General features: G+C 44.1%; 13 protein-coding genes and 1 pseudogene. 5 read left to right on the top strand and 9 right to left on the bottom strand.

Features of this window, described 5'->3' with window-relative positions; genetic code table 11:
• Window positions 1-63 precede the first annotated feature (63 nt).
• The gene (locus BTO10_RS07970; RefSeq protein ID WP_105024189.1) at window positions 64-1,227 is read left to right on the top strand and encodes an amino acid permease; all 1,164 of its coding nucleotides are present in this window, start codon (window positions 64-66) and stop codon (window positions 1,225-1,227) included.
• 103 nt (window positions 1,228-1,330) lie between these two features.
• Here BTO10_RS07970 and BTO10_RS07965 read toward each other — a convergent pair whose 3' ends face one another.
• Window positions 1,331-3,310, bottom strand: coding sequence for a methyl-accepting chemotaxis protein (locus tag BTO10_RS07965; protein ID WP_105024188.1), 1,980 nt, complete (start codon window positions 3,308-3,310; stop codon window positions 1,331-1,333).
• 392 nt (window positions 3,311-3,702) lie between these two features.
• On the opposite strand from BTO10_RS07965, the gene BTO10_RS23455 reads away from it, so the two are divergent.
• Both BTO10_RS23455 and BTO10_RS07960 read left to right on the top strand, forming a co-directional pair.
• Window positions 3,703-3,876 carry a hypothetical protein gene (locus BTO10_RS23455; RefSeq protein WP_004741672.1) on the top strand — a complete coding sequence of 58 codons (174 nt, stop codon included), beginning with the start codon at window positions 3,703-3,705 and terminating at the stop codon, window positions 3,874-3,876.
• A gap of 191 nt (window positions 3,877-4,067) precedes the next feature.
• Window positions 4,068-4,652 carry a TetR/AcrR family transcriptional regulator gene (locus BTO10_RS07960; RefSeq protein ID WP_105024187.1) on the top strand — a complete coding sequence of 195 codons (585 nt, stop codon included), beginning with the start codon at window positions 4,068-4,070 and terminating at the stop codon, window positions 4,650-4,652.
• A gap of 241 nt (window positions 4,653-4,893) precedes the next feature.
• Here the strand turns inward: BTO10_RS07960 and BTO10_RS07955 are convergent, their stop codons facing one another.
• The 7 genes from BTO10_RS07955 to BTO10_RS07925 all read right to left on the bottom strand — a co-directional run bounded on the left by BTO10_RS07955 (window position 4,894) and on the right by BTO10_RS07925 (window position 9,668).
• Window positions 4,894-5,376 (bottom strand): hypothetical protein, encoded by a 483-nt coding sequence (locus tag BTO10_RS07955; RefSeq protein WP_004741674.1) that lies wholly within the window; start codon window positions 5,374-5,376, stop codon window positions 4,894-4,896.
• Window positions 5,377-5,626: 250 nt separating this feature from the next.
• Window positions 5,627-6,808: a glutathionylspermidine synthase family protein gene (locus BTO10_RS07950; protein WP_105024186.1), complete on the bottom strand. Its 1,182-nt coding sequence runs from the start codon at window positions 6,806-6,808 to the stop codon at window positions 5,627-5,629.
• Window positions 6,808-7,419, bottom strand: a complete 612-nt coding sequence (locus tag BTO10_RS07945) for a DUF1190 domain-containing protein (protein ID WP_004741676.1) — start codon at window positions 7,417-7,419, stop codon at window positions 6,808-6,810. Before BTO10_RS07945 ends, BTO10_RS07950 begins: the two co-directional genes overlap by 1 nt.
• 8 nt (window positions 7,420-7,427) lie before the next feature.
• Window positions 7,428-7,844 (bottom strand): DUF350 domain-containing protein, encoded by a 417-nt coding sequence (locus BTO10_RS07940; RefSeq protein WP_004741677.1) that lies wholly within the window; start codon window positions 7,842-7,844, stop codon window positions 7,428-7,430.
• Window positions 7,845-7,873: 29 nt separating this feature from the next.
• Window positions 7,874-8,509, bottom strand: a complete 636-nt coding sequence (locus BTO10_RS07935; protein ID WP_105024185.1) for a YjfK family protein — start codon at window positions 8,507-8,509, stop codon at window positions 7,874-7,876.
• A 74-nt stretch (window positions 8,510-8,583) separates the two neighbouring features.
• Window positions 8,584-9,270: a PspA/IM30 family protein gene (locus BTO10_RS07930; RefSeq protein WP_105024184.1), complete on the bottom strand. Its 687-nt coding sequence runs from the start codon at window positions 9,268-9,270 to the stop codon at window positions 8,584-8,586.
• 11 nt (window positions 9,271-9,281) lie between these two features.
• Window positions 9,282-9,668 (bottom strand): DUF2170 family protein, encoded by a 387-nt coding sequence (locus tag BTO10_RS07925; protein ID WP_004741680.1) that lies wholly within the window; start codon window positions 9,666-9,668, stop codon window positions 9,282-9,284.
• Between the two features lie 582 nt (window positions 9,669-10,250).
• Here BTO10_RS07925 and BTO10_RS23450 point away from each other — a divergent pair.
• Both BTO10_RS23450 and BTO10_RS07920 read left to right on the top strand, forming a co-directional pair.
• Window positions 10,251-10,529, top strand: a complete 279-nt coding sequence (locus tag BTO10_RS23450) for a hypothetical protein (RefSeq protein ID WP_374955517.1) — start codon at window positions 10,251-10,253, stop codon at window positions 10,527-10,529.
• A pseudogene (locus BTO10_RS07920) lies at window positions 10,496-10,933 on the top strand (PTS fructose transporter subunit IIB); the annotation flags it as partial. The gene BTO10_RS23450 and the pseudogene BTO10_RS07920, both read left to right, overlap by 34 nt.
• A gap of 125 nt (window positions 10,934-11,058) precedes the next feature.
• Here BTO10_RS07920 and BTO10_RS07915 read toward each other — a convergent pair.
• Window positions 11,059-12,195: an ABC transporter ATP-binding protein gene (locus BTO10_RS07915; RefSeq protein ID WP_105024183.1), complete on the bottom strand. Its 1,137-nt coding sequence runs from the start codon at window positions 12,193-12,195 to the stop codon at window positions 11,059-11,061.
• Window positions 12,196-12,246: the final 51 nt, after the last annotated feature.

The raw sequence follows: 12,246 nt of genomic DNA, 5'->3' as shown, positions 1-12,246 counted from the left end.
GGCAACAAATATTTACAATCCAACTAAAAATTAATTGGATACTTAGAGGTTGCTTTTTTGAATATGAAATTATTCGGCAGTTCTTTGATTCTTTCAGGAACTGCATTAGGGGCTGGCATGCTTGCTATTCCCATGGTGCTGGCTCAATTTGGCTTCATGATCAGCTCAGTGCTGATGCTACTTATCTTTATCGGCACCACATACTCAGCTCTCCTATTGGCAGAAGCGTGTACCAAAACCAAAGATAACAGTGGCATGAGCAGTGTTGCTTACCTAACTCTGGGCAGCAAAGGAAAACACTTTATCAATGCACTCTTTTATTTGCTGCTGGTATGCATGCTGATCGCTTATATCCTGGGTGTCGGTGACATCATCCATAAGCTACTGCTCGATGTCGGCGTTAACATTTCTGCACCTGCTGCTTATACGGTTTTCAGCCTGTTTATGAGTGTGATTGTGGTAGCGGGTAAATCTTATATCGATAAGTTGAACCGTGGCCTATTCATCATGATGGTGGTGATGCTGTTTATTGTTATTGCTTCTCTGTTTAGCAATATCCGTCTTGATTACCTAACTCAAACTAGCCAGTACACAGCCAATGACGTGGTGAAATACAGCGCGGTTATCTTTACCAGCTTTGCCTCTATGGTGGTGATCCCGTCACTGGTTATCTACAACCGTGAAGCGACTCAAAAGCAGATCCGCAATATGATTCTGCTTGGGTCAGTGATTCCGCTCGTGTGCTACCTCACTTGGTTGTTCGCGATTATCGGAAACCTTGGTACAGACGCGATCAGTCAGTTCCACAACATTTCAGAGCTCATCTCTGCGTTTAGTGGTCAATCATCTTGGCTAAAAGTCGTGATTGCACTGTTTTCTGCGCTTGCATTGGTGACCTCGTTCCTTGGTGTATCCATGGCGCTATACGACCAAAACAAAGACGCAGTGACCAACAACAAGTTCATGGCTTACGCTTTGACCTTTGTGTTGCCTTTGGTATTAGCTGAGCTGTTCGCTAGCCAATTCGTCAGTATGTTGGACTATGCAGGCATGGTGTTGGTGTTCTTAGCTATCTGGGGGCCACTGGCGATGGTGGTTAAGGTTCGTAGACCTGACTTCCCTCACCTACAAACCGAGGGCAGCTACACCGCAGCAGGCGGCGACACAGCACTTGTTGCTACCTTTGGCTTTGGTGCGTTGATTTTCGTGTCTTGGTTTATGGGGTAAAGTTTCTGGGCTAGCCCGAGCGTCTGTAATAAAAAAGCCCGTGAATCCTGTGATTCACGGGCTTTTTAGTTTTATTAATCAGCTTCGTTTGAGCGTTTTCGAACTAGCTCTTAAACGTACTCGCAATCTCTTTCAATGAAGCCGCGAGTTCAGCTTGCTCCTTAGCGGTTGCTGCAATTTGCGTTGCGCCTGTGGTTGACTCTGTCGACTTCTGCTCAACCGCCATCACGTTTTGTGCGATGTCTTGAGTTACGACCGCTTGCTCTTCTGTTGCCGTTGCAATCTGCTCAGTCATGCTAAAGATTTCGCTAACAGCGTTGGAGATACCTTGAAGAGTCTGTTCAACTTCTCTGGAATCTTCTACCGCTTTTGATGACATCTTCTGGCTGTTATCAATAACATTGAACGCCGTCTGCACATCAGACTGTAGCGAGCTGATAAAGCCTTCAATTTCTGCTGTCGATTGCTGAGTACGCTGAGCCAGTGTACGTACCTCATCGGCAACCACCGCAAAACCACGACCTTGCTCACCCGCTCGCGCTGCTTCAATCGCCGCGTTCAATGCCAATAGGTTAGTTTGTTCCGCTACCGACTTAATCACATCAATCACACTGTTAATGTTGTTGCTGCTCTCGTGTAGGTGCGTGATCTTTTCCGCTAGGTCATTAATTTCAGATGCCAGATTTTCGATAGAGTGATAAGAGTTTTGAACCGTACTCAAACCTTCTTGAGACTGCTCATCGACCAGTTTAGCAGAGCTTGCTGTCTGCTGAGTTTTAGCCGCCACCTCATTTACCGTTGCTGACAACTCTTCTGTCGCCGTCGCAACCAAGCCAATTTGGTCTTGTTGTTGAACCAACGTATTCGAGTTGTAGTGACAAGTTTGCGAAGTTTCTTCAGCAGCTGAAGCTAAAGTCAGGCTCGATTGAGACAGATTGTCGATGACGTTCGAAAACTTTTCTAACGTTTCGTTCAGTGCCGAAGATATCTGTCCAAGCTCGCTGTTACCAACGTACTTAGCACGAACCGTTAGATCATTGTCATTACGAACTTTAGACAACATCACCGTCAGGTCTTTTACTCTCATCGTTAGGTCGCTGATAGCCTTAAAGCTCACAAAGGTCGCAAACAAAGTGACCAAAGCAAACAGACTGATACTCATCATCATCGCAGACTGCGCCTCTGACATTTTTTTCTCAGTCAACGCAATCAGTGATTCTGCTAAGTGGTTTTCTGTTTTCTTTAGCTGAACAATACGAGCGGTAGATTGAGAGAACCAGTAAACAGGGTCGACATCGAAACCACTCATCTTAGATTCAGCCAAACTACGAAGCTTCTCTACTTCTGCCACAGAGCGATCATTCAATTGCTGCTCAAAGAAGCGGACATTATCTGGGTTACTCAACACCTCAAAGTTTGAGAAATAGGTATTTTGCTCTGTCACCAAAGAGATGAATTTCACCAGCATACCTGGGCCAAACTCGTTTTTGGAGAAGGTGTTGTTCAGCACAGCACGCTCAATACCCGCACGCTCTTTACCTTGCAAAAAGTTGTAATAAGCGATGGTTTCCGTGGTGATGGTGGCATCAGAGCTTAGCTCTGCGATTAACGCCGAGACACTCAATAATTTTGCGTTAAGATTTGTGTAATAGCCCAAAGCTTCAGAAAGTGGTATCGACTGAGAATCAACTCGGTTACGAATAGAAGTGATTTGGTTAAGACTTTGGCTAATTTCGTTATTCAGGCGAGTAATCTGCGGTAAATCAATCGCTGCAGACTGCCAATATTCGTTTCTCTGAGCACGTCTATTATCCGCACTGGTTCTTTGGGATTGAAGTTCACTAACAAACTTCGTGCCCTTCGACCCGATAAAGCCTGCCGTCATACCGCGTTCTTTTTGTAGCTCATGTACAAGTTCGCTGTACACAACCGACAAACGAGTCAGTTGGTTTAATGACGACATTTCGCTGGTCGTTTCTACGCTTTTAGAAATCGTAGAAGCACTCAGCCATAGAAACCCTAAGATCGGTAAAATAAGCAAAGCGATGATTTTTTGCTTAAAAGACATATCGGTTAATTTCATTGTTATTTCCTAGCAGCTAACGAATCTTTATCTGTAATGTAATTAGACACACTTCTAAAACGGTGTACTTTTACTAAGATCATATAATCTTTAGTTTTATCAATTACCGTGCCATGTTATCGGCAATCGATAATGCTAGCATTTAACCTTACAAAATCCATTGGTTTATTTATAAATCTGTTAGCTATGCAACCTTATCGAACACAAAAACCGTGCAACAACATATTCCCGATGCAAGTGACTGAAAAATTAAGCTTTTTGTTAATACTAAAGGGGTAGGCAAACACTAAGGTTCACCTGAATACTCACTACATGTTGAGCAGCAACTATATATAATGCCGCCCCGAAAAGTTAACAATTCAATCAACTAAAAAGCATAACCTGAGGTATTTATGGACTGTCCAGCTTGCGAAGAACACATTGGATGGGAATGGGTAGAAGAGGAAGCCATCGAGCCCAATGAAGAGTTCGACTGCCCTGAATGTGAAGCAACTCTGATGTACACCATCGATGAAGGCACTTATTACGGTGCACAACATAAAACCGTCGAAGTTATCGACGACTAGCCTTCATCAGACATTGAGAAATATTTCACCGTAGAAGCTGTCAAAGCTCGTCATAAATTGCATTCAATCAAGCGCCTTGTGCACCAGTAAGGTGCAAGAACGGCAATTAAGTCGAACAAAACACACCTTTACTGGAACGAGCGTTCAGCATAAAATATTGAACATATGTTCAGATTAATGAAGTAGATGTTATGGCCAAGACTGCGAAGTTCGATAGACAAGATGTTGTAGATAAAGCAACGAACCTGTATTGGGAAAAAGGCTTTCACGCGACTTCCATGCGTAACCTTCAAGATGTAATTGATATACGTCCGGGTAGCATCTACGCGACGTTTGGCAGCAAAGAGGGTCTGTTTAAAGAGACGCTTGCTCGCTATACCGAACTTGGCATCCTTAATTTGAACCGCTTCCGCAGTGAAACAGACTCACCAATCAAAGCGCTAGAAAACTTCGTAAAACGTGCGGTTGTTGAATCAAAACAAAGCGCGCCAAATGGCATGTGTATGTTGGCTAAGACAGTGGCAGAGCTGACTGATGAGCACGCAGAGTTATTAGAAGAGGCGAAGAGATCTCTGAAGATCATGGAAGGCGAATTCGCTAAGCTGATTACCGAAGCGCAAGAACTGGGTGAGATCAGTAAGGAACGTGAACCGACTCAACTTGCTCGACACGTTCAGGTTCAAATCGCAGGCCTGCGTACCTACGCGAAAACCTGTGACGACATCGATTTACTTAACTCAATGGTTGAAGACGTATTTAAGTATCACCCTTTTTAAAGGCTGAGCTCAGACATATCAACAAAAAGACTCCACTGTTAGCCAAAGGCTAGAGCGGAGTCTTTTTAGTTTTGAGCTAGTTAACTTTGTAGCCAATTAACTCTATAGTTTAAGGGTTATACCTTCCTCATGATCAGCGCCTGCGCATTGAAGAGCAGATGCAAACCACTACGGTAAACTTTTCCTGTATCGACGTTCCTTAAAGGCTCCTGCTTCTGGCGACCCAGTTTGTCGCCAGTAATTACACTTTCATGCTAAATCCGAAGTAAATCCCTTCAATTCGCGACATATCTCTGTCTTTCCAATTGTCCAATGTGTCGTGAATTCGGTAGCCGAGTTCCATTTTCATGTTCTCTACCGGTTCAAAAGTTGAACCAAACTGACCACCAGCCAACACGCCATCATCCCTTTTGGCGAAGCTATAACCTGTCGATACTCCTCCGAAAATTGCCCATTTTGAGTCGAAGTTATAGACATAATCATAAGAGCCAGTCGTAGTCGTGTAGTCTGACTTCATACTGTGCGCCACTCCTAACCCCCAACGATGCCTATCGTCGATCAAGGCATGATAGCCGACCGCAGGCGTAAACTCCGACTCATTCAACGCGGTGTAACCATCAAGTACACCTAAACTCACAAAGTGTTCAACGTCATCACTCAGCGCAAAGGCTGCACTCACCGCGAAGCCTGACAACACAACAGCGGGGACCACAAAGTACTTCATTCCCTCTCCAAAATATAAAACATTGTTCAATTAAAGGTTGCAATAGCGGCTTCTGAAGGAAAATAAAATGAAAAGTAAAAAGAGACCAACAGAGCCAATAGCTTATGCAACAACTTAAAGCGCGAGAAACTCTAAGCCCTCAACCAATCTAATTGTCAGAGCTATGACAACTTTGGGTACACAGCACCAATAATTGAAAAGGTAGGTTGATAAACAAGCAAACACAGTGTCTATCAACCTAAATGACCATCTAGTCGAGAATGATGTGAGGAAGGTAACGAGACATATCTTGAGTCACCAGGGAGCTGTCTTCTCGGATTGAGATTCCCGCAGGCTCATCATTAATCAACCAACTACCAACCAAGGTATAGTTATCACCAAACTTTGGTAATGGATGAAAAGCTTGAATGATATGTCCTTCTTCACCGTAAGGGCCCTCGGTATCGAGAACAAGCTCTTGATCTCTTACAACTTGAATATTGGCACCTTCCCGTGAAAATAGAGGCTTAATTACATGATCTTTGAGCTCGGAATTTTTCAGTTGTTTCAGTTTAGGATCATCTGAAAAATACGCAGCTAGTAAGTTCGGATGGTTAGGAAATTTCTTCCATAACAAAGGAAGAATTGCCTTGTTAGATAGCACTGACTTCCACATAGGCTCTAGCCAATTCACTTTGGCCGTCTCCAAGTGCTTGGCGTAATCCTCTTGGAACATGAATTCCCAAGGGTAAAGCTTGAACATCCATCGAATCAGGTTATCTTGAGTGTCGGTAAACTCTCCATCTCGCGTTACGCCGATGTCTTCAATATGAACAAACTTCGTTTTCAACCCTGCTTCAATCGCACAGTCCTGCATATACTGAACCGTACCACGATCTTCTTCAGTATCTTTACAGCATGAAAAGTGCAATGTCTGACCGGGTTGTAAGCGAGCTAACTCTTGGAATCTCGCCATCATTAACTCTTGAAGCAAGTTAAATTGATCAGAATCCCGCCTTAGCTTTCCTGAGTTCACCAAATCTTCAAGCCAAAACCATTGCCAGAATCCTGTTTCAAACAGCGATGTAGGTGTATCGGCGTTGTTTTCATAAAACTTGGCAGGACCACGTCCATCATAAGCAAGATCGATACGAGAATAGAGAGAAGGCTCCCTACGCTTCCACGAATCCAAAACACCTTGCCACATGGATTGAGGGATTTGAAAGCGCTTAAGCCAATATTCATCGTGCACGACCACATCCACGATTTCGAGACACATTTCATGAATTTCCCGAGTTGGCTCTTCAAGATCTTCTTCGATTTGCTTCAGAGTGAACTGGTAGTAAGCCGTTTCATCCCAATACGGTTCATCGTACATGGTATGGAAACCAAAACCATACTCTGCCGCCAACTGCTTCCAGTGTTTTCGAGGTTCCGAATTCAGACGAAGCATCAGCCGCCCCAACCTTTACTTGAACTCTTAGAACTACTCCAACTTGATTTCGCTGACACCGTGGAGCCAAAACCACCACGAGAGATAGTTCGTTTCACCGTCGGCTTGGGCTTAAACTCGTCACGACTCACAGATACCGTGCCTCGTTGATATGACTTCCCATAAGTTCGACCATCCGCAGTGATCCAATCATCATAGAAAATGCTACGAGAGTACGTAGATGTAAACATAGGCTGAGAATAGTAACGGCGATCATCTACCATGCGTGCGAACATAAACCCAGCCATCGCAGGCATAAACCAATTGTTTTGAGGAGCAGCAACACATCCGCTAAAGCCAAACTCATGCGCACAATCATCAATGCTCTTATACTTAGGTGCCGTGCGACTCGCTTCTTCTAGAGCATCCTGATAAGCACTTTTGCACTCCGCCGCATAAGATGGGTGATCATAAATACATTCATCGATCGTGCCATAAATATTGGTTCGAACAGAATCATCACTGCAGCCAGAAATCATTGCTGTTGTCACCGCCACAGAAATCGGGGCCAGACTGAACTGACGCCAGTTCTTACGCATTTCAGGCAAAACTACATTTTGACTACGTTTCATGCCGCCTCCTAGTAGGTCATACAAGCGGCATTAAGCAGGCCAATCGCGATAGACATAGATGCCATCACGATACCTGCAGGAATTTCGTTAGCCTTAATACGCTCGACCAATTTTGGCATAAAACCATAACGAACTATCGCAAAAGCGAGTAGTTGTGCGACCAAAGCAATCACGCCCCAGATAGCGAAGTCGACCAGATTTACTGAGTTCTTTGCTGCACCAGCAATTGCCAAGCTATACCCTAGGAAAGCACCAGATAAAGTAATACCGGCTGCAATATTTTGTTCATCCTTAACCAACTTCCACTCGTCGTAAGGAGTGCAACGAATATAAACAAACTTAAAAAGCAGCAAGAAGAAAATTGACAATGCGAAGTAAAGCGCAAACGCACCAAGGCCTGCCAGAGAATTTACAAATTGAGACATAATGTTTCCTTAACGGAGATGGAGAATTGTTAACTAATTAACGTGAAGTCAGCTGGAGTAAGGTTAATACCAGTGCTTGTTACTACACTGCGAACGTGCTGATTATTGACGATAGACTCTTCGGCGCTCACCAATAGTGACTCGAATAAATCCGTTTCAGCCTCACGTTCATAAACCATGACAAATTGATCGGTGGTTGTGATATTTCCCGACTGATCCCAAGTAGTCTCTGTCATAGGAACCGGACGAATATTGTCCCAAACCTTGGAAAAGCGGTGCCCTTCAAGCTCCTTGTACGATTGAACCACATCGTTGTCTAACAATGATTGCCACTGAGCGTCGGTATCAATCGGCTTAGACTCATAGAAATACCAAAGCTTCACTTCTTCAATATCAGCTTCTTGATTCCCATGTTGAAGGATCTGTAAATACCCCTCGTCGTCAGTGTAATACCGCAAAAGGCGAGTCTGATTATCAAGTTTGACCTCGCCAACTGCTTTAATGATTTGAGTTCGAGCTGCACCTTCAATAACTAGACTAGGTTCAATAATCTTCAGTTTGAGATCATCAAGTTCAAACGCACCGCCTAGCCTCAATCCAATCACTTCCGGCGCTTGGGGTGCCTGAGGTTTCTCGTCTTTTTGTTTTTTAAACCAGCCAAACATAAAGCACTCCTTGTTTAACAAACGAAAGAGCGTAACGGCCAAGCGCTACGCTCCATATACACGCAACTTAGAAGCTACTGCCCGAGAATTCGAGCTAGTTCGTCTTCAGCTGACGTACTTCCCCCAGACACAATGCCAGCATCCGCCAACTTCTTATCTAAACTACTACCAGATTGCTGTTCATGGAGTTCTTGTGCAGCTTCAAATTGTGCTTGCCTTTCATCCTGACGACGCTTAATACGATCTAAAGACTCAACCGCAGTATGCATTTTTGCATTAGCACCAACATTTGTTGCAGATACAGCGGCCTGCGCTTTTTGAACTGCTTCATTGGCTTTAACAACATCAACTTGCTGTTCTAATTGGCGTAATTTGTCTTTCGCTTGTGCGATATTCGTACGCATAGATTGCTCAGACTGAGTAAACTGCTGAAAATAAGCCTGTTCCGCTTGTTGTTCGCTACGCAGCGTCGCAACCTTTGTTGCACACTCCAACGCTAGATCCTGTTGGCCTTTTTCCATAGCTGAACGGGCATGCCCTTCGTATTCAGCTATTCCACTATCGAAGCTCGCAACTTTCTGTTCTGACAGCTTTCTTTTTGCAATGATTTTAACTAAAGCTTCATCTGAACGGCGCAACTCCTCTTTTGCTTCTCGGATTTCTTGATCAAGAATCCTTAGAGCTTGGTTGTCCGCTACCGCTTCTGCCGCTTCATTTGCGCCACCTTTGATGGCCGTTACTAGTTTTTTCCAAACACTCATCTGCTCTCTCCTTATAAGTATTCTTGGTAAAGGTCGATGAATGCCTCAACGTTTCTAAATAGAGTAGCAACTTCAATGACTACACTCTCTTTTTTAGATTGAGACGACAATGAACCAAACGCTGTGTAATAGCTCTCACCATTCACGTCATTAATCCCAATAGTTGATAGAGGGAACATCTTGTGTGTACGCAGGATTGTTTCATTAAGCGCATGCTTATCCTTGACGTCAGATTGAGAGAACAACAAGACTTCAACCAATATCTGTTCCCCTGAAACGGCTAAAAAAGCATTAATTCCATCTTCGTTTTGTATCACGATAGACTGCTCAGTTGACTCAACACTCCAACCCTGATGCTCACTTAAGAGCACTTGTAACTCATTAGTATTCCAATTCATTATTTGTTGCCTTTTGACGTTCAAACCAAAGCATGACCCGTGTCTTATTAAACACGCACTTAAGAAAGCCGCTTTTATTACATAAAAAAACAAATACATATGTTATAAAAGCGAACCAAATTGTATCCTCAATCTATTTATCAATCCCACCTTATACACTTTTTATGTGGATTTCATTGCATAATTACAATGTAAGTTTTGTTTCCGATTATCCGCACCTCTCTATCGACAAAGCTGTATAGCACTCCATTAATTTAAATGCAGCGTAACTGTGCACATAAGAAAAGTGATCAAGCAATACACTTTATTGTTACCGAAGCGTTGTTACAGGAACGTCCCTGGAAATGGGGCAATATTCCAAAGTAAAAGCAGCCAAAACTTGCCATAAATTGTATTCAATCGAGCGCCTTATATCCTAATAAGGTGCAAGAACAACTTGTAAATTGAGTAAAACACTGCTTTAACGGAACGAACGTTCAGCATAAAATTTTGAACATATGTTCAGATTAATGAAGCATATGTTATGTCCAAGACCGCGAAGTTCGATAGACAAGACGCTGTAGATAAGGCAACGAACCTGTATTGGGAAAAGGACTTCACGCGACTTTTATACATAACCTGCAATATGTGCTTGGTCTTCGTCCGGGTAGCATCTATTCAACCGCTGGCAGCAAAGCAAGTCTATTTAAAAAGGTGCTTGCTCACTATAAAGAGCTTGGCATTCTCAACCTGAACCGCTTTCGCAACGAAACAGACTCACCAATCAAAGCGCTTGAAAACTTCGTAGAACGTGCAGTAGTGAACCCAAACAAAGCGCGCCAAATAGCATATATCTTGTCGATATCGCGCTTGGCTCACTAACCACAGCGGTTATCGTTGGCTTCTGGAAACCAGTGGTCGTTGAAACAGAGGAAGACACTGTTGAAACTGCGCCAGTTCAAGCTCAAACAGCACCTGTAGCAGGCGAAGGCGAGTACGACATCGTAGCAGTAACATGTTGCCCATCAGGCGTTGCACACACCTTCATGGCTGCCAAAGCACTAGAAAAGGCTGGTGCGGCAGCAGGCCTTAAGATTAAGGTAGAAACTCAAGGTCAAAACGGTATTCAAAATCGTATTACCGACCTAGATGTGGCGAACGCGAAAATGGTTATCTTGGCTCACGATATTCAAGTGAAAGACGCTCACCGCTTTGCCAACGCGAACGTGATTGAATGCTCTACTAAGGAAGCGATGAAGAAAGCCGCCGATATGGTGACTATCTAAAAGAATCAATAAATTAGTGAATGCTCACTATTGATAAAGTACCCCCTACTAAGAAAAATCCCCGTTCGTCTAGTCAACGAGTGGGGATTTCTTTATTCAGCTCTCACTTAATTGGCGAGGCAAGATCAGCTCTTAGGATCAAGTGTCTCTTCTGTCTCTAAATCGAATAAGTGACATTGGCTTGTGTTGAAATGCAGCACTGTCTCTTCGCCACTGTTTGCCGTGCGATCTGCATCGAAAGGCACGCGAGCCACCAGCTTATCAGCACCCAATTTGAAGTAGAGATATAGCTCGTTACCCATCGACTCGACCACATCAAGCCTGTGCGTTTGAGTATTAACCTCAGACAACGGTGCGTCGTGATTAGCCAACTGAATGTGCTCAGGACGAACACCAAACCACATCCACTCTCCCGATTTTTCACGAGCAACCGCCTGCTTGTCTTGTGGTAACGTCCAACGAGTACCACTTTCAGAAACCACGTTCATCACACCGTCAATCTCATCCAATCTCACCTTGAGAAGATTCATCCCTGGCGAACCAATAAAGCCCGCTACAAACTTGTTTGCCGGGTATTGGTAAAGATTCATCGGTGTATCGACCTGCATGATCTCACCTTGATTCAACACGCAGATGCGGTCGCCAAGAGTCATGGCTTCCACCTGATCGTGTGTCACGTAGATCATGGTGGCGTTCTGCCCTTCTTGCTTAAGGTTGTTGTGCAGCTGCGCAATGCTGACTCGCGTTGAAACTCGCAGCTTCGCATCCAAGTTAGACAAAGGCTCATCAAACAAGAACACATCTGGTTTACGAACCATCGCACGACCAAGCGCGACACGCTGCCTTTGACCACCTGACATTTCACCCGGCTTGTTATCTAACAAGTGCTCGATGTCTAATGTCTTGGCTGCTTCTTCGATGCGTTCGGTGATTTCGCGCTTAGGCAACTTCTGTTGTTTAAGGCCGAAAGCCATGTTGTCGTATACCGACATGTGTGGGTAAAGCGCGTAGTTCTGAAACACCATAGAGATGCCGCGATCTTTAGGTGGCAATTCGTTTACACGCTTATCGCCAATGTAGACATCGCCTTCTGAGATATCTTCAAGGCCTGCGATCATTCGAAGTGTGGTAGATTTTGCGCAGCCAGACGGCCCAACAAACACCATGAACTCACCTTCGCGAATATTCAGATCAACACCGTGCACGGCCTTAAAACCATTTGGGTAGGTTTTCTCTACCCCTCTCAGTGTGACTTCAGCCATAACCTGTCCTTAAATCAATTGGTTAAATACTATCTTTGCAATCTATCGTGG

This window comes from Vibrio chagasii (assembly GCF_002954585.1).
GTDB lineage: Bacteria > Pseudomonadota > Gammaproteobacteria > Enterobacterales > Vibrionaceae > Vibrio > Vibrio chagasii_A.
This window is presented reverse-complemented; position numbering and strand designations above follow the sequence as displayed.

Coding starts and splice junctions, on each gene's coding strand:
- BTO10_RS07950 (WP_105024186.1), bottom strand. CDS start 6,808: ATGCTTCGTCTGAATTCGGAACCTCGAAAACACTGGAAGCAGTTGGCG.
- BTO10_RS07930 (WP_105024184.1), bottom strand. CDS start 9,270: ATGAGTGTTTGGAAAAAACTAGTAACGGCCATCAAAGGTGGCGCAAAT.
- BTO10_RS07940 (WP_004741677.1), bottom strand. CDS start 7,844: ATGTCTCAATTTGTAAATTCTCTGGCAGGCCTTGGTGCGTTTGCGCTT.
- BTO10_RS07960 (WP_105024187.1), top strand. CDS start 4,068: ATGGCCAAGACTGCGAAGTTCGATAGACAAGATGTTGTAGATAAAGCA.
- BTO10_RS07955 (WP_004741674.1), bottom strand. CDS start 5,376: ATGAAGTACTTTGTGGTCCCCGCTGTTGTGTTGTCAGGCTTCGCGGTG.
- BTO10_RS07925 (WP_004741680.1), bottom strand. CDS start 9,668: ATGAATTGGAATACTAATGAGTTACAAGTGCTCTTAAGTGAGCATCAG.
- BTO10_RS07915 (WP_105024183.1), bottom strand. CDS start 12,195: ATGGCTGAAGTCACACTGAGAGGGGTAGAGAAAACCTACCCAAATGGT.
- BTO10_RS07935 (WP_105024185.1), bottom strand. CDS start 8,509: ATGTTTGGCTGGTTTAAAAAACAAAAAGACGAGAAACCTCAGGCACCC.
- BTO10_RS23455 (WP_004741672.1), top strand. CDS start 3,703: ATGGACTGTCCAGCTTGCGAAGAACACATTGGATGGGAATGGGTAGAA.
- BTO10_RS07970 (WP_105024189.1), top strand. CDS start 64: ATGAAATTATTCGGCAGTTCTTTGATTCTTTCAGGAACTGCATTAGGG.
- BTO10_RS07965 (WP_105024188.1), bottom strand. CDS start 3,310: ATGAAATTAACCGATATGTCTTTTAAGCAAAAAATCATCGCTTTGCTT.
- BTO10_RS07945 (WP_004741676.1), bottom strand. CDS start 7,419: ATGAAACGTAGTCAAAATGTAGTTTTGCCTGAAATGCGTAAGAACTGG.